Source organism: Aeromonas sp. A35_P (genome assembly GCF_002259925.1).
Classification (GTDB): domain Bacteria; phylum Pseudomonadota; class Gammaproteobacteria; order Enterobacterales; family Aeromonadaceae; genus Aeromonas; species Aeromonas dhakensis.
The window spans coordinates 24,769-41,597 of the sequence record NZ_NEVB01000011.1; the positions used below are offsets into that span (position 1 = coordinate 24,769).

At 62.5% G+C, this 16,829-nt stretch carries 16 protein-coding genes; 1 reads left to right on the plus strand and 15 read right to left on the minus strand.

Going from position 1 to position 16,829, the window contains the following annotated elements; all coding sequences use genetic code 11:
• Positions 1-53: 53 nt before the first annotated feature.
• Positions 54-1,544, plus strand: a complete 1,491-nt coding sequence (mltF, locus tag CAK78_RS00975; RefSeq protein WP_094696085.1) for a membrane-bound lytic murein transglycosylase MltF — start codon at positions 54-56, stop codon at positions 1,542-1,544.
• A gap of 77 nt (positions 1,545-1,621) precedes the next feature.
• Here mltF and CAK78_RS23310 read toward each other — a convergent pair whose 3' ends face one another.
• From CAK78_RS23310 to hscA, 15 genes are all read right to left on the minus strand, one after another.
• Positions 1,622-1,810, minus strand: a complete 189-nt coding sequence (locus CAK78_RS23310; RefSeq protein WP_017780036.1) for a hypothetical protein — start codon at positions 1,808-1,810, stop codon at positions 1,622-1,624.
• Positions 1,811-1,900: 90 nt separating this feature from the next.
• Positions 1,901-2,134 carry a zinc ribbon domain-containing protein gene (locus CAK78_RS00985; RefSeq protein ID WP_010634287.1) on the minus strand — a complete coding sequence of 78 codons (234 nt, stop codon included), beginning with the start codon at positions 2,132-2,134 and terminating at the stop codon, positions 1,901-1,903.
• A 109-nt stretch (positions 2,135-2,243) separates the two neighbouring features.
• The gene (der, locus tag CAK78_RS00990; protein WP_005299803.1) at positions 2,244-3,743 is read right to left on the minus strand and encodes a ribosome biogenesis GTPase Der; all 1,500 of its coding nucleotides are present in this window, start codon (positions 3,741-3,743) and stop codon (positions 2,244-2,246) included.
• A gap of 74 nt (positions 3,744-3,817) precedes the next feature.
• Positions 3,818-5,002, minus strand: coding sequence for an outer membrane protein assembly factor BamB (gene bamB / locus CAK78_RS00995; protein WP_094696086.1), 1,185 nt, complete (start codon positions 5,000-5,002; stop codon positions 3,818-3,820).
• Positions 4,995-5,645 (minus strand): YfgM family protein, encoded by a 651-nt coding sequence (locus tag CAK78_RS01000; protein ID WP_094696087.1) that lies wholly within the window; start codon positions 5,643-5,645, stop codon positions 4,995-4,997. The genes bamB and CAK78_RS01000 overlap by 8 nt, the downstream gene beginning before the upstream one ends.
• Positions 5,646-5,648: 3 nt before the next feature.
• Entirely contained in the window at positions 5,649-6,926 is a 1,278-nt protein-coding gene (gene hisS, locus CAK78_RS01005; protein ID WP_017765907.1) for a histidine--tRNA ligase, read from the minus strand.
• A 138-nt stretch (positions 6,927-7,064) separates the two neighbouring features.
• On the minus strand, positions 7,065-8,180 hold the full coding sequence (gene ispG / locus CAK78_RS01010; RefSeq protein WP_010634291.1) for a flavodoxin-dependent (E)-4-hydroxy-3-methylbut-2-enyl-diphosphate synthase: 1,116 nt from the start codon (positions 8,178-8,180) through the stop codon (positions 7,065-7,067).
• Between the two features lie 10 nt (positions 8,181-8,190).
• A complete protein-coding gene (rodZ, locus tag CAK78_RS01015) occupies positions 8,191-9,132 on the minus strand; it encodes a cytoskeleton protein RodZ (RefSeq protein ID WP_094696088.1) in 942 nt (313 codons plus the stop codon).
• Positions 9,122-9,913, minus strand: a complete 792-nt coding sequence (gene tapF, locus CAK78_RS01020; protein ID WP_094696089.1) for a PilW family type IVa pilus biogenesis/stability lipoprotein TapF — start codon at positions 9,911-9,913, stop codon at positions 9,122-9,124. Before tapF ends, rodZ begins: the two co-directional genes overlap by 11 nt.
• Positions 9,914-9,925: 12 nt before the next feature.
• On the minus strand, positions 9,926-11,029 hold the full coding sequence (locus CAK78_RS01025; protein ID WP_005299790.1) for a bifunctional tRNA (adenosine(37)-C2)-methyltransferase TrmG/ribosomal RNA large subunit methyltransferase RlmN: 1,104 nt from the start codon (positions 11,027-11,029) through the stop codon (positions 9,926-9,928).
• 168 nt (positions 11,030-11,197) lie between these two features.
• A complete protein-coding gene (ndk, locus tag CAK78_RS01030) occupies positions 11,198-11,626 on the minus strand; it encodes a nucleoside-diphosphate kinase (RefSeq protein WP_005299787.1) in 429 nt (142 codons plus the stop codon).
• A gap of 272 nt (positions 11,627-11,898) precedes the next feature.
• Complete coding sequence (gene pepB, locus CAK78_RS01035; protein ID WP_094696090.1) at positions 11,899-13,182, minus strand: aminopeptidase PepB; 1,284 nt, start codon at positions 13,180-13,182, stop codon at positions 11,899-11,901.
• The gene (pepB, locus tag CAK78_RS01040; protein ID WP_094696091.1) at positions 13,179-14,480 is read right to left on the minus strand and encodes an aminopeptidase PepB; all 1,302 of its coding nucleotides are present in this window, start codon (positions 14,478-14,480) and stop codon (positions 13,179-13,181) included. Before pepB (CAK78_RS01040) ends, pepB (CAK78_RS01035) begins: the two co-directional genes overlap by 4 nt.
• A 157-nt stretch (positions 14,481-14,637) precedes the next feature.
• Positions 14,638-14,976 (minus strand): ISC system 2Fe-2S type ferredoxin, encoded by a 339-nt coding sequence (gene fdx / locus CAK78_RS01045; protein WP_005299781.1) that lies wholly within the window; start codon positions 14,974-14,976, stop codon positions 14,638-14,640.
• 1 nt (position 14,977) lies between these two features.
• The gene (gene hscA / locus CAK78_RS01050; RefSeq protein ID WP_094696092.1) at positions 14,978-16,825 is read right to left on the minus strand and encodes a Fe-S protein assembly chaperone HscA; all 1,848 of its coding nucleotides are present in this window, start codon (positions 16,823-16,825) and stop codon (positions 14,978-14,980) included.
• Positions 16,826-16,829 lie beyond the last annotated feature (4 nt).

Genomic DNA, 16,829 nt, shown 5'->3' on the forward strand with positions numbered 1-16,829 from the left:
CAAGTGTGACTCGGTCCACACTCTCTGGTATAAAGGTGCCTCTTTTTTGACAAATGCCGATTTTTTCAACAAGGGTACTCACCTACTTGCGCTGCATTTTTCGACTGTTTATCGGGCTGATGTTGCTGCTGACCCTGGTCGGTTGCAACTTCTACACCCCCTCCAGCCAGCTGGAGCAAATCCGCCAGCGGGGCGAGATCCGGGTTGGCACCATCTACGGCCCCACCTCTTATTACCAGCGTGATGACACCGCCCAGGGGTTCGATTACGAGCTGGCGAAAAGCTATGCCGACTGGCTGGGGGTCAAGCTGACCATAGTGCCTGTCTACTCCACCGCCGAGCTGGTGGACCTGCTCAAGAAGGGCAAGCTCGATCTGGCCGCGGCCGCCATCGTCATCACCCCGGAGCGGCGCCAGCTGTTTCGCTTCGGCCCAGGCTTCTACCAGGTCTCGCCCAAGCTGGTCTATCGCAACGGCTCCCCCAAGCCCAGGGACATCGGCGATCTCAAGGGCAACATAGTCGTGCCTGCCGGTTCCACCGGGGAAGATCTGCTCAAGGAGCTGGCCAAGCAGCACCCCAACCTCAAGTGGAGCACCAGCCGGGACGCCGACGTAGAGGAGCTGCTCAAGCAGGTGGCCGACGGCAAGATTGACTACACGGTGGTGCAGGATACCGTGCTGGCCCGTACCCAGCGCTACTACCCCGAGCTCACCGAGGGGATGACGCTCGCCAAGAACCAGACCGTGGCCTGGGCCATGACCAAGCTGCCGGACGACAGCCTCTACGCCAGCATCATCGACTTCTTCGGCCAGCGCTTCATGGATGGCGCCATCGCCAAGCTCGACGAGAAGTACTTCGGCCACGTGCAGAATTTCGACTTCGTCGACACCCGCACCTTCCTGCAGCGGGCCAAGAGCCTGCTGCCCAAGTACCAGGATCTGTTCAAGACCCACGCCAAGCTGGTGGACTGGCGCCTGCTGGCCGCCATCAGCTATCAGGAGTCCCACTGGGATCCGGAGGCCCGCTCCTACACAGGGGTGCGCGGCATGATGATGCTGACCGAGCCCACCGCAAAGGCGATGGGGGTCAACAACCGGCTGCACCCGGAGGAGAGCATCAAGGGGGGCGCCCGTTATCTCGAGCAGATGATGGCGAAGGTGCCCGCCTCGGTGCCCGATGACGAGAAGGTGTGGTTTGCCCTCACCGCCTACAACATCGGCTACGGCCACATGATGGATGCCCGCCGCCTGACCAAGGAGCTTGGCAAGAATCCGGATGCCTGGAGCGACGTGAAAGAGGTGCTGCCGCTGCTGCAGCAGTCGCGCTGGCACCGCAAGGTGCGCTATGGCTATGCCCGCGGCGGCGAGGCGCGCAACTACGTCAACAACGTGCGCCAGTACTACCAGAGCCTGCTCTGGCTCGACAACGAGCAGCAGAAGGCCCATCGCCGCGAAGAGCTGGATGAGGATGACAGCAGCGAGCCGGCCAGTGCCGAACGTCCCACCGTCATTGCCGAAGTGGTCAAGCAGATCACCCTGCGCTGATCCCTGTTGACAGGTTTGTTTTTCGGGTGGTTTCTCTGTTACCATCCGACCACACCGGAGCCTATCCGAACCTGTTTTTATCGCGCTATTTCATCCACTTGCACTCGGATGACAGCACTTTCAGATAGGCTCCCATCATCACCCAAGGCCGGGATGGCCACCCCATGGGAGGAGACCAAGATGCGAGCTCGCAGAAGAACGACACTGGTCAAGAAGACAAGGTGCGGCTGGAGCCCCAGACGCAAGCTCAAGCTCAACGAGATCAAACGCAAGATATGGCGCCGAAACCGCTCCTTCACCTTGCTGATAGCAGAGCACACAGCATAAACCCGGCATTCGCCGGGTTTTTTATTGCCTCAATTTTCCGTCAGCGGGCTCACTTCGAAGAGCACTGCCCGCTTCGATACCAGGCTGTTGCAGTGGTTGCAGAAGTAATCCACCGCGCCGCAGGCCTTGAGCCGCTCCAGCTCCTGCCGGCAGGTCGGGCAGAGCGCCCGGATCTGGTAACGGGCCTGGCACTGACCACAGGTGGTCTCACGGCTGCGGCTGTCCAGCTCGCCCTGGCAGGCAGGGCAGACAAGTTGACTCATGGTTGACTCCTTGCAAAGTGAATGTGCACTGGGCGGCCCCACTGCACATTCCCCTCCCCTTCAATAGACCACTAGAAAAGCGGCTGCCGGTGAGGGCAGCCGCTGGGCCTTATTTCTTGGCTTTGGCCTTGAGCAGGCGCTTGCGCTGGCGCTCCTGGCTCAGGGTCAGGGTGTTCTTCTTGCCCTCGAACGGGTTGACCGACTCCTGGAACTCGACTCGAACCGGCGTCCCCATGATCTTCAACGACTTGCGGAAGTAGTTGATGAGGTAGCGCTTGTAGGAGTCCGGCAGGTCGTTGAGCTGGTTGCCGTGGATCACGATGCGCGGCGGGTTGTAGCCACCGGCGTGGGCGTACTTCAGCTTGACCCGGCGACCGTTCACCATGGGCGGCTGGTGGTCTTCCTGCGCCATCTGCATGATACGGGTCAGCATGGCGGTGCTGGTACGGCGGGTGGCGGACTGGTAGGCCTCCTGGATGGATTCGAACAGGTGGCCGACGCCGCTGCCGTGCAGGGCGGAGATGAAGTGCACGCGGGCGAAGTCGATGAAGCCCAGACGACGATCGAGCTCGTTCTTGACGTCCTCTTTCACCTTCTGATCCAGACCGTCCCACTTGTTCACTACCAGTACCACGGAGCGGCCGGTGTTGAGCACGAAACCGAGGATGCTGAGATCCTGATCGGTGATGGTCTCCTGGGCGTCGATCACCAGCAGGCAGACGTTGGCATCTTCAATCGCCTTGAGGGTCTTGATGACGGAGAACTTCTCCACCGTCTCGTGCACCTTGCCGCGACGACGCACGCCGGCGGTGTCGATGATGACGTACTTCTGCTCGTCGCGCTCCATCGGGATGTAGACGGAGTCGCGGGTGGTGCCCGGCATGTCATAGACGATGACGCGATCTTCACCCAGCATGCGGTTGGTCAGGGTCGACTTGCCGACGTTGGGACGACCGACGATGGCGAACTTGATGGGCAGGTCGGCGAACGGCGTCTCCTTGGTGTCTTCCTTGGTGTCGAGTTCACCGGCCGCCACCATGCGCAGCAGGGCCTCTTCGTCGAAGTCTTCCTCTTCTTCATCCAGCTCGGCTTCTTCGCCGGCGGCTTCGACCAGAGTCTCCAGATGGGGGGCCAGCGCCAGCTCAAGCAGGCTCAATACGCCGCGACCGTGGGCAGCCGCCATCTGGTAGACCTCGCCCAGGGCCAGACCGTAGAACTCGGAGACGGCGGAGTCACCGTCGATGCCGTCGGTCTTGTTGGCCACCAGAAACACCTTCTTGTGGGTCTTGCGCAGGTGCTCGGCGATGGCCTGATCCGCCGCGGTCAGACCGGCGCGGGCATCCACCATGAACAGCACCACATCGGCCTCTTCGATGGCCAGCAGGGACTGCTCGGCCATCTTCAGCTCGATCCCCTCTTCGGTGCCGTCGATACCACCGGTATCCACCACGATAAATTCCAGCTCGCCCAGCTTCGCCTGGCCATATTTGCGGTCCCGGGTCAGACCGGGGAAGTCGGCCACCAGGGCGTCCCGGGTACGGGTCAGGCGGTTAAACAGGGTGGATTTCCCCACGTTGGGGCGGCCCACCAGGGCTACTACAGGAGTCATAAAAGCCTCATTCTCAAGACGACAAAGGCTCCGGGTCCGAAGACCAGGAGCCGGATATTCACATTATCGGGCGATCAGGGACGCTTGACAGCGTACAGCTTGCCGCCACGGCTCTGCACATACAGGGTGTCACCGTCCACCAGGGGGGCGGCGTACAAACCACTGCTGTCGAGCTGCTGCATGGCCTTGATGGACCCGTCGGTCCGATCCAGCCAATACAGGTAACCTTCCACATCGCCGACCACCACATAGTCACCCATGATGACGGGGGCGGTCACGGTGCGGTTTTCCAGCTGGGTGTTGGACCACAGCTCGAGACCGTTGCGACGGTCGACCGCAAACAGATGGCTGCGGCTGTCGGTCAGCACGATGGCATTGCCGGTCACCGCCATGTCGCGGTAGCCGGAATACTTGCGCTTCCACACTTCGTCGCCACTCATCAGCTTGCGCGCCATCAACTGGCCATTATACGCGATGGCATAGAGCTCATCGCCGGCGATGAGCGGAGTGGCATCCACGTCCACCATGCGGTCGAGCTCGGTGGCGCCGCGCGGGTCGGCCACCTTGGACTGGCGCACCGGCTGGCCGTTGCTCAGCAGGGCGATGCCCACCTTGCCATCGGCGCGGCCGTACAGCACGGCACCGTTGGTGATGATGGGGGCACCGGCACTGCGCAGGGTCAGCGGCGGCTGCTCTTCCGCCAGGGTCCACTGCAGCTTGCCCTCGTCGGTATCAAGCGCCACCAAGCGACCCGAGGTGGTCAGTACCACCACCCGGCCATCCTCGACGGCGGGGCTTGCCACCACTTCACCCGGTACCGTGGTCTGCCAAAGCACTTCCCCGTTCTCTTCGTTCAGGGCGTAGACCACCCCGTTCTCGGAGCCCAGGAACAGCTTGCCGTAGCGGGAGACCAAGCCGCCGGAGAGACGGGCGCTGCGCTTGTCGGCGTTGATTGGCAGATCCGCCAGATCGACGCTCCACAGCTCCTTGCCGCTTTCGCGGTCAAAGGCGGTGACGTCACCGTCACGGGCCGCCGCATAGATGCGCTCCTCTTCCACCACCGGCTTGAGCTGGGAGTAGAAGTCACCGATACCGTCACCCACCGAGGAGGACCAAGCGGTATCGGCCGTGAACGCGGACTCGACCTTGGGCAGCGGGGCCATGGGGTTGGGATCCTCTTCCGAACTGAACAGGGAGCAACCCTGCAGGGCGAAGGAGACCGCAGCCCCCAACGCCACCATCTTGAACAGATTACGCATCCGGAGCCTCACCCGTGGTCACCGCTGGCAACGCCAGATCGTCCATCTTCAGCTTGAGCTCGGCGCTGCTCTGCAGACCGCCGGCATCGGCCGCCGCCTGATAGGCATCGCGAGCCTCTTCGCTCTTGCCCTGCTTTTGCAGGATGTCGCCGCGCACTTCGGCCACCTGGGCCTTGAAGGCGTCGTTGTTGATCTTGCCAAGTTGGGCCAGCGCTTCGTCGGCCTTGCCCTGATCGTTCAGCACCCGGGCCAGACGCAGAGCAGCGATGGGACGAATGCTCTCGTCACCGCTGGTAGCCACCTGGGTCAGCTGCTCGGCCGCCAGATCCAGCTTGTCCGCCTTGACCGCGGCCGCAGCCAGTTGCAGCGCCGCCAGCTCGGCGTAGGAGTCGCCCTTGTGGGCGCTGATGAAGCTTTGTGCCTGCTCGAAGCCGGCCGTGTCACCCTTGGCCAGCTGGGCGCTCATCTCGTTGTAAGCCTGGGAGGCGGCTTCCTGGGTGGTCTGCTGATGCTCGTTGTAGTAGCGCCAGCCAAAGAGTCCAACCAGACCGATGACAGTTCCTGCGATCACCGAGGTTCCGTTCTCTTTCCACCAGTTCTTGATGACCTCAACCTGTTGTTCTTCGGTGGTATAAACTTCCACAGCTTACTCTCCTTTCGCTGCCAGCAGGGCAATGGCGGCGTCGACCGTGACGGTCTGTTGCTCGGCCTGGCCACGCAGATATTTGATGGTGATCTCCCCGTTTTGCACCTCGGTCTCGCCAAGGATCAGGGCAATGGCCGCGCCGCTCTTGTCGGCACGCTTGAGTTGTTTCTTGAAGTTGCCGCCGCCGCAGTGGCTCATCAGGCGCAAATCAGGCAGGGCATCACGCAGCCGCTCGGCCAGCTGGAAACCGGCCTGTTCGGTGCCCTCACCCACCATGCAGAGATAGACATCCACCGCCGGGCGGATGTCGGCATTGAGTTCGAGGGTTTCGAGCATCAGCACTAGACGCTCCATGCCCATGGCAAAGCCCACCGCCGGGGTCGGCTGACCGCCCAGCTGCTCTACCAGGCCGTCGTAGCGGCCACCGGCACAGACGGTGCCCTGTGCACCCAGGCTGTTGGTGACCCACTCGAACACGGTGAGGTTGTAGTAGTCGAGGCCGCGCACCAGACGCTCGTTCACCTCGTACTTGATGCCGGCAGACTCGAGCAGGCGCTTGAGCCCCTCAAAGTGGGCCAGGCTCTCTTCGCCCAGGTGATCGAACAGACGCGGCGCGCCCACCAGGATGGCTTGTACCTTCTCGTCCTTGGAGTCGAGCACTCGCAGCGGGTTGCTGTACATGCGGCGCTGGCTCTCTTCGTCCAGCTCGCTCTTGTACTGCTCCAGGTAGGCGACCAGCGCATCGCGATAGGCGGCACGCTCGGCGCTCTGACCGAGGGTGTTGAGCTGCAGGGTCACGTGTTCGCTGATGCCGAACAGACGCCACAGGCGGTGAGTCAGCATGATGAGCTCGGCATCGATGTCCGGCCCATTGATGCCAAACAGCTCGACCCCGAACTGGTGGAACTGGCGATAACGGCCCTTCTGGGGACGCTCGTGACGGAACATGGGGCCCATGTACCACATCCGGCGTTCCTGGTTGTAAAGCAGACCGTGCTCGATACCGGCACGGACGCAGCTGGCGGTCCCTTCCGGACGCAGGCTCAGGCTGTCGCCGTTGCGGTCTTCAAAGGTGTACATCTCTTTTTCGACCACGTCGGTCACTTCACCGATGGCGCGCTTGAACAGATGGGTCTGCTCGACAATCGGCATGCGCACTTCGCTGTAGCCATAGCTGGCCACGACCTGGCGCAGGATCTGTTCTACTTTCTGCCATACCGGGCTCTGCTCCGGCAGGCAATCATTCATACCGCGAATAGCTTGGATCTGTTTTGCCACGTTGATACTCGAGAAAAAGAGGTAAAATTTGGCCGCATTATAGGGATTTTCGACCCCGAGGTAAAATCAGGGTACTCCAATGCGGAATGTAAAATCAGCAACCTAAAGACAGGGCCACCCTGAGTGGCCCTTGATTGCTCAACCCTCGTCCACCTGGATCTGGTTGGCCGGATCCAGCATGGCAGCCCGGGCGCGAATGCGGCGCTCCAGGGTCGGAATGAGATCCTTGTTGTCGAGCCGGTCGACCCGCTGGCCCCCTTCATAGAAGGCGCTCTTGTTGGCCGCCCCGGCAAGGCCCAGATCGGAGACCAGCGCCTCCCCCGGACCATTCACCACGCAGCCGATGATGGAGACATCCATCGGGGTGATGATGTCTTCGAGCCGCTCTTCCAGCGCATTGACGGTGCCGATGACGTCGAACTCCTGGCGGGAGCAGGAGGGACAGGCGATGAAGTTGATGCCGCGGGAACGGATGCGCAGGGACTTGAGGATGTCGAAGCCCACCTTGATCTCTTCCACCGGATCGGCCGCCAGCGAGATGCGCAGGGTGTCGCCGATGCCTTCGCTCAGCAGCATGCCCAGACCGATGGCGGACTTCACCGCGCCGGCGCGAAAACCGCCCGCTTCTGTGATGCCCAGATGCAGCGGCTGCTCGATCTGCTTGGCCAGCAGGCGATAGGCGCCGACCGCCAGGAAGACGTCGGAAGCCTTGACGCTCACCTTGAAGTTGTCGAAGTTCAGGCGATCCAGATAGTCCACGTGGCGCATGGCTGACTCGAGCAACGCCTCGGGGGTGGGTTCGCCATATTTTTCCTGGATGTCCCGCTCCAGCGAGCCGCCGTTGACGCCGATGCGGATCGGGATGTTGTAGTGGCGGGCGCAGTCCACCACGGCGCGCACCCGCTCCTCGTTGCCGATGTTGCCCGGGTTGATGCGCAGGCAATCGGCGCCGTATTCGGCCACTTTGAGGGCGATGCGGTAGTCGAAGTGGATGTCGGCCACGATGGGGATGCGGGTCTGCTGCTTGATGAGCTTGAACGCTTCCGCCGCCTCCATGGTGGGGACGGAGACCCGGACGATGTCGGCACCGACCCGCTCGATCCGCTGAATCTGCTCGACGGTGGCGGCCACGTCCGTGGTCTTGGTGTTGGTCATGGTCTGTACCGTGATGGGGGCATCGCCCCCGACCGGTACGTTGCCGACCATGATCTGCCTGGATTTACGACGAATGATGGGAGATTCGTGAGCGGACATGGCGGACAGATTACTCCTGCGGCAGTGAGAGGCGAGCAGTCCGGCCGTTGTTGTAACGGCTCATGTCGATGGACTTGCCCTTGTATTCGATATTGATGGCCATGGGCGCACCAATGATGAATTTGAGCGGCTCGGGTCCTTCCAGTACCAGTTCGTCATTGGCCTTCTTGAGGCCGCTGAACAGGGTCTTGCCATTGGCATCCTTGACATCCAGCCAGCAGTCGGCGGTGAAGCCCATCTTGAGCTGGGGCACCTTGGCAGGCTCGCTCGAGGCGGTGTCGTCAGCCGGTTGCGTGGCGGCAGCGACAGACGTCTCGGCAGTGGTGGTCGCCACGGCGCTGCTGGCATCCGCCGGCAGAGTGGTCGCAGCGGCATCGCTCACCACGGGGGTTACGGCAGCGTCTGCGGCGGCGGAAGCGGCAGGAGCCAGTACCGGCTCGGCGACATCGACGGCCGGAGTGGCGCTCGGCGTATTGGTATTGCGGGCTGCGCCCATTTCGGTCGCGGCCAGGGCCTCGTCACCGGCGGAGCGACGCGCCGTGCTCTGCCACCACCAGACGACGGAGAGGGCGATCAGCACCAGGATCACCAGCCAGGTCACCACCTTGAGGCGACTGTCATTGGCCTGCTGACGGGAGCGGCGGGAGAAGCTCTGCATGTCGATGTTGTCGGGCGGCGTCAGGCCCAGCTTGTCATAAGCGGCGAGGATGGTCTCTTCCGGAATACCGACCAGCTTGGCATAGGTACGCAGATAGCCGCGGATGAAGGTATGGGAGGTATGTTTGTCATACGTATCCGATTCAATCGCGGCAATCAGGGTCAGACGAAGGTGAATGCGGGACGCAACCTGTTCTCGCGTCCAGCCGAGCTGTTCACGGGCGTTGCGCAGCAGCTGGCCTGGGCCAACTGCCTGGGAGTCGTCTTGGAAATCGTGTGGCTGTTCAGTAGTCATTGGCTAAGTAACGCTTGGCTTGTTGCGAAGTGGGATATTGCCTTACCAGCTCAGTCCCGAATTGGTGAAGTAGTGCCGGTTTGTCCATGGCCTGCGCCAGCCGCAATCTCAACCAGAGACTGTTCTCGTTCTCGTCCGATACATCGGCAAAACGGGCAAGATAGGCCTGCACATCAGGCAGCTTGCCATCTTTCATGGAAAGCTCCGCCATGTCCAGCAATAACCTTGGATTGCGGGGATTATACCCCAAGGCCAAGCGATAGTACTCGCTTGCTTTATCATTTCTGCGATTTTGCGCGGCACAAAGTGCCGCGTTTTCATAGGTATCGGCGATCTTGATGTAGTTCGGCTGGCTGACGGCCTGCAGGAAGGCTTTCTCCGCCTCGTCGAAACGACCGCGATTGCAAAGGAAGGCGCCGTAGTTGTTCATCGCGTCAGCATTGGACGGATCCACGGCGAGGGCTTTCTGATAACTGGCTTCGGCCGCCTTGTAATCCTGCACCGGCTGGTAGAAGTAGGCAAAACCGATGTAAACCTGAGGATTGGCGGCGTCGTACTGGAGGGCGCGATCAAGGTTGAACTTGGCCTGCTCGGCGTTGCCCTGCTGCAGATACTGGATGCCCAAATCCAGACGGGTCTGGGCTGCCGCCTTGAGGTCGGGACCGACCTCACGCTGGGTGGAATTCTGGCCAGCGTAAGTGGTCTCGGTAACACAGCCTGGCAGCGCACAGAGCGCTGCCACTACGATCAATGTACGTGTATCCATTCCCTGACTATACAATGGCTTAGCAAGTTAAACCATTTTGACGGAAATCCCATCCTGTTGCATCCGATTTTTCATGGTGCGCTTGGTGCGATCGATCACCTCCCCCACCAGCTGGCCGCAGGCGGCATCGATGTCATCACCACGGGTCTTGCGGACGATGACGGTGAAGCCATATTCCATCAGCACCTTGGAGAAACGGTCGATGCGGCTGTTGCTCGGCTTGCCGTAGGGGTTGCCCGGGAAGGGGTTGAACGGGATCAGGTTGATCTTGCTCGGGGTGTCCTTGAGCACCTTGGCCAGCTCATGGGCATGCTGCATGTCGTCATTGATGTGATCGAGCAGCACATACTCCACCGTGACCCGGCCGCCGTTGGCATTGGACTTGCCGAGGTAGCGACGCACACCTGCCAGGAAGGCTTCGATGTTGTACTTGTCGTTGATCGGCATGATCTCCGAGCGCAGCTTGTCGTTGGGAGCGTGCAGGGAGATGGCCAGCGCCACGTCGATCTGGTCGCCCAGCATGTCCAGCGCCGGCACCACGCCGGAGGTGGAGATGGTGACCCGGCGCTTGGAGATGCCGTAGCCGTAGTCATCCATCATCAGGCGCATGGCCGGCACCACGTTGGCGAGGTTGAGCAGCGGCTCGCCCATGCCCATCATCACCACGTTGGTGATGGGACGCTTGCCGCCGACGATCTTGGCGGCGCGCCACACCTGGCCGATGATCTCGGAGACTTTCAGGTTGCGGTTGAAGCCCTGCTGGGCGGTGGAGCAGAACTTGCACTCCAGGGCGCAGCCTACCTGGGAAGAGACACACAGGGTCGCCCGATCGTCCTCGGGGATGTAAACGGTCTCCACCTCCTGGCCGCCGACCTGCAGCGCCCACTTGATGGTGCCGTCGGAGGAGCGCTGTTCGCGGCTCACTTCCGGCGCCCGGATCTCGGCGATCTCCTTGAGACGTTCGCGCAGCACCTTGTTGACGTTGTTCATCTGATCGAAATCATCACAACCAAAGTGATAAATCCACTTCATTACCTGATCTGCCCGGAACGGCTTCTCGCCCAGTTCGACGAAGAAGGCACGCATGGCATCCCGATCGAGATCCAGCAGGTTGGTTTTTGTTTCGCTCATCAAGGGCCTCAGCTCACACACTTCATAAATTATCGGCTGACCTACGTCAGGGGGCGGCATTGTACAAATTATGGGTCCGGCTTTCCACCTGGAGAATAAGGGGATATTGACCGAATGACCAAAAAACAAAAGGGAGCCGAGGCTCCCTTGAGATTCTGCTGACGAAAATCAACCGCGCGGGCAGATCTCGGCGTCAGAGAAGAAGTAGGCGATTTCACGAGCGGCAGAAGCCGGCGCATCGGAACCGTGCACGGCGTTGCGATCGATGCTCTCGGCGTAGCAGGCGCGCAGGGTGCCGGCCAGGGCCTCTTTCGGGTTGGTGGCGCCCATGATTTCACGGTGACGACGGATGGCTTCTTCGCCTTCCAGCACCTGGATCATGACGGGGCCGGAGGTCATGAAGCTGACCAGACCGTCATAGAAAGGCTTGCCCTGGTGCTCGGCGTAGAAACCGGCGGCTTGTTCGCTGCTCATGTGCAGCATCTTGGCGGCGATGACTTTCAGGCCAGCGCTCTCGAAACGGTTGTAGATGGCACCGATCAGGTTCTTGCTGACGGCGTCCGGCTTGATGATGGAGAAGGTACGTTCGATGGCCATTGAGATCTTTCCTTAACTACAGAGATTTATTGTTAGAATCCATGTTCGGCGGCGATTATACGTAAACAAAAACCGAAATAACACACAGAAAAGCAACTTTTTATTAAACAATTCCATCCCTAAAACAACATCACCACTCATCTTGGCCCAGGCCGGCAGGAAAAAATGTGCGCTTGCGCACGATCACCATGCTAACCCCCTGAAACATTGGCTATTGCCCATCTTCTGCAATATGGGAAAGGGCACCCGCAGGTGCCCTTGATGTGGTCCTCTCAGCGGGTCTCCGCCAGCAGGGTGTGGGCGATGGTGCGCATTCCCAGGGTATTGGCCCCCGGTGCCCACAGATTGTCGCCGTTGTCGCTGAAGCAGGCAGCGAGATCCACGTGCAACCAGCCTCGCCCTTCGTTGCCCACGAAGCGGGAGAGGAATCCGGCCGCATTGGAGGCACCGCCCGGGCCACCGCCCGGCACGGGGCGGCTGTTGGCAGTGTCGGCATAGTGGGACGGACACTGCTGACTGTGCCAGGGCTCCAGTGGCAGCGGCCAGGCAGGCTCCTGCTCTGCATCCGAATAGGCCATGGCGCGGCTCACCAGCCCCTTGTCTAGGCCAAACAGCGCATTGTAGCGTCCACCCAGCGCCATCACCGCCGCCCCGGTCAGGGTGGCGGCGTCGATGATGAGCGGCGCGCCGGATTCACCGGCCAGCTGCAGACCGTCGGCCAGCACCAGGCGCCCCTCGGCGTCGGTGTTGACTATCTCCACCGTGGTACCGTTCTTGTAGGTGAGGATGTCCCCCAGCTTGTAGGCGTGACCCGAGACTAGGTTTTCGGCGCAGCAGAGGATAAGCTTCACCCGCTTGTCGAGGCCGCGCAGGATGGCCAGCGCCAGCGCGCCGGTGACGATGGCGGCGCCCCCCATGTCATGCTTCATGGTGAGCATGCCCTGGGAGGTCTTCATGGAGTAGCCGCCGGAGTCGAAGGTGATCCCCTTGCCCACCAGGGCCGCGGCCACCGGGGCCTTGGGATCCCGACCTAGATTGAAGTCCAGCTCCAGCATCACGGGCTCGCGCTCGCTGCCACGACCGACCTGGTAGAGACCGACCCAGCCCGCCTGTTGCAGCGCCTCCCCCTTGAGGATGCGATGGCTGATCTTGTCGGGGGCCAGCTCGGTGAGGAAGGCGGCGGCTTCGACCGCCAACTCCAGCGGCCCCAGCTGCTCAGGGGTGGCATTGGTCATCTCCCGCACCCAGCGCCCGCACAGCCAGCGTGCCTCCAACTCCTCCCGGTCCTCCTCGGACGAGGTAGCCCACTGCAGCGCCACTTCCGCCTTGGGGGTCTGCAGCCCCTGGGCAAAGGCCCACTGCTGCTCGCGCTCCCAGTGACCCGCCAGCACCACCTGCTGGATCCCCTGGCTGCACAGGCGCCGCGCCGCCTGCTGGATGTCCAGCAAAGGGGTGGCGGTCACCAGATGGATCACCATGCCATCGGCGCGGTGAGAGAGCAGCGCCCCCTCCCCCCACTCGGCCGGCGCAAATTCTCGGCTCAACCAGACATTCATGCGCCCACCTCCTGCAACCAGCGAGCAATCGTGCGCAGACCGTGGCCCTTGGCACCGGTCGCCCACAGATCGTTGCCCGATTTTTGATAGGAGGCGGCCAAGTCCAGATGTACCCAGCCCTTGCCTTCGTCACGCACGAAGCGCGACAGGAAGGCGGCTGCCGTGGTGGCACCGGCGGTCCCTTCGGCGGATGCCATGTTGCCCAGCTCGGCAAAGGCAGAGGTGAGCTGGCCCGCGTGCCAGGGCTCCAGCGGCAGCGCCCAGGCCTGCTCGTTTTCGGCTTTGGCGGCCGCCAGCGCGCGCGCCTGCTCGGCCTCATCGAGGGCAAACACGGCGTTGTAGTCGCGACCCAGCGCAGTCTTGGCGGCGCCGGTCAGGGTAGCGGCGTCGAGGATGTAGGCAGCGCCGCTTTCGCTCGCAGCCAGCAGGCCATCGGCCAGCACCAGACGGCCTTCCGCATCGGTGTTCTGGATCTCGACCGAGATGCCGTTGCGATAGGTGAGGATGTCGCCGAGCTTGAAGGCGTGGCCGGAGACCAGGTTCTCGGCGCAGCAGAGGATCAGCTTGACCCGTTTGTCGAGGCCGCGGCTGATGGCCAGCGCCAGCGCACCGGTCACCATGGCGGCGCCCCCCATGTCGGATTTCATCGGCAGCATGTTGTCAGGGGACTTCATGGAGTAGCCGCCGGAGTCGAAGGTGATCCCCTTGCCCACCAGCGCCGCCAGCACGGGGGCATTGGCATCCCCAGTCGGGTTGTAGTCGAGCTCCAGCAGCACCGGCTCGCGCTCGCTGCCGCGGCCCACCGACCAGATCCCGATGTGCCCGGCCTCCTGCAGTGCCTCCCCGGCGGTAATGCGGGCAGTCACCTTGTCACCGGCGAGGCTGCGAATGAGCAACAGGGCGGACTCTGCTAGGCTCATGGGATAGATCTCCTGCGGGCAGCCGTTGGTCACCTCGCGCACCCAGCGGGCCGCCTTGAGCAGGGCTTCCAGCTCACGGGCCTCCTGCGCTGACTGCTCACCAAAGTCGAGCTCGCGCACGCCCTTGGCGGCGTAAAAGCCCTGGGCGAAGGCGTAACGGCGCTCCTGATCCCAGCCCTCCCCCACCAGCTTGACGCGCTTGATACCGCTCGACTCGAGGCGTCTGGCCCCGCGCTGGACGGCGCGCAGCGCCTCCTTCTCCTGGCCGCTACCCAGATGGAGATGGGCTTCGTCGCCGTTGAAACTGAGCAGGGCACCCTCGCCCCAGTGGGCGGCGGCAGCCTGGGAAGACAACCGTACGTTCATCATGTCAGCCATGTTCTCTTGCTTCCTTTTTATTGGCACTTTCATCAACGAATAGGGAGATCGCGGGCACAAAAAAGGCCGCGCCCTCAAGGGTCACGGCCTTCACCATATCATTACTGCACCACGAGATGCTGCACGCGCAATTCACTCATGTGTAATTAAGGGGTCATCAGTGGCGCTCAGACGCCAGATTCAGGGTGTACTTGGGCAGTTCCACCACCAGATCCTCGTCCGCCAGTCTGGCCTGGCAGCTGAGACGGGATTCCGGCTCCAGTCCCCACGCCTTGTCCAGCATGTCATCTTCCAGCTCGTCGCTCGGCTCGAGGGAGTCGAACCCTTCCCGCACCACACAGTGGCAGGTGGTGCAAGCGCAGGACTTCTCGCAGGCGTGCTCGATCTCGATGCCGTTGCGCAGCGCGATGTCCAGAATGGTTTCACCGGTCGCGCCTTCGAGGGCCGCGCCGTCCGGACAGAGCTCGGGATGGGGCAGAATAATCAGTTTTGGCATATTACACCTTGTTGACGTTTTGTCCGGTCAGCACCTTGCGGATGGAGGCATCCATCCGGCGGGCTGCAAATTCGCCACTGGCAGCGTCCGCCGCCTCGATGGCCTCTTTGATCTGGTTGGTGGTACCCGTGCTGCGCATGGTCAGCAGATGGGCGATGGCAGCATCCAGCTCGGCCCGCTCGGCGGCGCTCAACAGCGCTTCGCCATCGGTGGCCAGCGCGGCGTTGAGGCTCTCGACCACCCGGTCGGCCTCGACCTGCTGCTCCGCCAGCATGCGGGCGTCCATGTCCTGCTGGGCATTGGCGATGGAGGCGCTCAGCATGCTGAGGATGTCGTCTTCCCCCAGCCCGTAGGAGGGCTTGACCTGGATCTCGGCCTGCACGCCGGAGGATTTCTCCATAGCGCTGACCGACAGCAGACCGTCCGCATCCACCTGGAAGGTAACGCGAATGTGGGCCGCCCCCGCCGCCATGGGCGGAATGCCAGTCAGGGTGAAGCGGGCCAGCGAGCGGCAATCGGCCACCAGCTCACGCTCGCCCTGCACCACGTGGATCGCCATCGCGGTCTGGCCATCCTTGAAGGTGGTGAACTCCTGGGCGCGGGCCACCGGAATGGTGGTGTTGCGCGGGATCACCTTCTCGGCGAGGCCGCCCATGGTCTCAAGGCCCAGAGAGAGCGGAATGACGTCCAGCAGCAGCATCTCGGCATCGGGCTTGTTGCCCACCAGGATGTCGGCCTGGATGGCGGCACCGATGGCCACCACCTTGTCCGGGTCGATGCTGGTCAGTGGCGTGCGCTGGAAGAACTCCCCCACCAGCTCGCGCACCAGCGGCACCCGGGTCGAACCGCCGACCATCACCACTTCCAGCACCTCTTCCTGTTCGAGACCCGCATCGCGCAGGGCGCGGCGACAGGCCAGCAGGGTGCGCTTGACCAGCGGCTGGATCAGCTCGTCAAACTGGCTGCGGGTGACGGAGCCCTGCCAGCCGGCAAAGGCGCAGGCAACGGCATCGGCATCGGTCAGGCCGTGCTTGACGGCGGCGGCGGCGTCCAGCAGCTCGCGCTGGGTACGGGCATCGAGCTGACCGGACAACCCGGCTTGCTCTTTCAGCCAGTCCGCCAGCAGGTGGTCGAAATCATCGCCACCGAGGGCCGAGTCGCCGCCAGTTGCCATCACCTCAAACACCCCGCGATGCAGACGCAGAATGGAGATATCGAAGGTACCGCCACCCAGGTCGTAGACGGCGATCACCCCTTCCTGACCGGAGTCGAGACCATAGGCGATGGCGGCGGCGGTCGGTTCATTGAGCAGGCGCAGCACGTGCAGACCGGCCAGGCGGGCCGCATCCTTGGTGCCCTGGCGCTGGGCGTCGTCGAAATAGGCGGGCACTGTGATCACCACGCCGTCAAGATCGCCACCCAGGGCGGCGGCGCCCCGCTCGGCCAGTTTTTTCAGGATCTCGGCCGAAACTTGCACCGGGTTGACCAACCCCTGACGGGTCTGCAGCTGCGGCATGCCGTTGTCGGCCGCCACGAATTCGTAGGGCTGCTGGCGGGTATCTATGTCGGCCAGCGCCTTGCCCATCATCCGCTTGGCGGAGACGATGGTGTTGTGCGGGTCGAGGGCGGCCTCGCGCTTGGCATCGAAGCCGACCCGGATGGTGTCGGCCTGGTAATGCACGACGGAGGGCAGCAGATCACGCCCCTGCTCGTCGCAGAGGGTGTCGGCCTGACCGCTGCGCACGGCGGCGACCAGCGAGTTGGTAGTGCCAAGGTCGATGCCGACGGCACGCTTGTGCTGATGAGGTGCGGCGCTCTGGCCGGGTTCGGCGATTTGCAGTAATGCCATGGGT

What these genes read in the sequence shown, in the direction of transcription:
- mltF (WP_094696085.1), top strand. Translation starts at nt 54, where the DNA reads ATGCCGATTTTTTCAACAAGGGTACTCACCTACTTGCGCTGCATTTTT.
- CAK78_RS00985 (WP_010634287.1), bottom strand. Translation starts at nt 2,134, where the DNA reads ATGAGTCAACTTGTCTGCCCTGCCTGCCAGGGCGAGCTGGACAGCCGC.
- der (WP_005299803.1), bottom strand. Translation starts at nt 3,743, where the DNA reads ATGACTCCTGTAGTAGCCCTGGTGGGCCGCCCCAACGTGGGGAAATCC.
- bamB (WP_094696086.1), bottom strand. Translation starts at nt 5,002, where the DNA reads ATGCGTAATCTGTTCAAGATGGTGGCGTTGGGGGCTGCGGTCTCCTTC.
- ispG (WP_010634291.1), bottom strand. Translation starts at nt 8,180, where the DNA reads ATGTCCGCTCACGAATCTCCCATCATTCGTCGTAAATCCAGGCAGATC.
- rodZ (WP_094696088.1), bottom strand. Translation starts at nt 9,132, where the DNA reads ATGACTACTGAACAGCCACACGATTTCCAAGACGACTCCCAGGCAGTT.
- CAK78_RS01025 (WP_005299790.1), bottom strand. Translation starts at nt 11,029, where the DNA reads ATGAGCGAAACAAAAACCAACCTGCTGGATCTCGATCGGGATGCCATG.
- ndk (WP_005299787.1), bottom strand. Translation starts at nt 11,626, where the DNA reads ATGGCCATCGAACGTACCTTCTCCATCATCAAGCCGGACGCCGTCAGC.
- pepB (WP_094696090.1), bottom strand. Translation starts at nt 13,182, where the DNA reads ATGAATGTCTGGTTGAGCCGAGAATTTGCGCCGGCCGAGTGGGGGGAG.
- pepB (WP_094696091.1), bottom strand. Translation starts at nt 14,480, where the DNA reads ATGGCTGACATGATGAACGTACGGTTGTCTTCCCAGGCTGCCGCCGCC.
- fdx (WP_005299781.1), bottom strand. Translation starts at nt 14,976, where the DNA reads ATGCCAAAACTGATTATTCTGCCCCATCCCGAGCTCTGTCCGGACGGC.
- hscA (WP_094696092.1), bottom strand. Translation starts at nt 16,825, where the DNA reads ATGGCATTACTGCAAATCGCCGAACCCGGCCAGAGCGCCGCACCTCAT.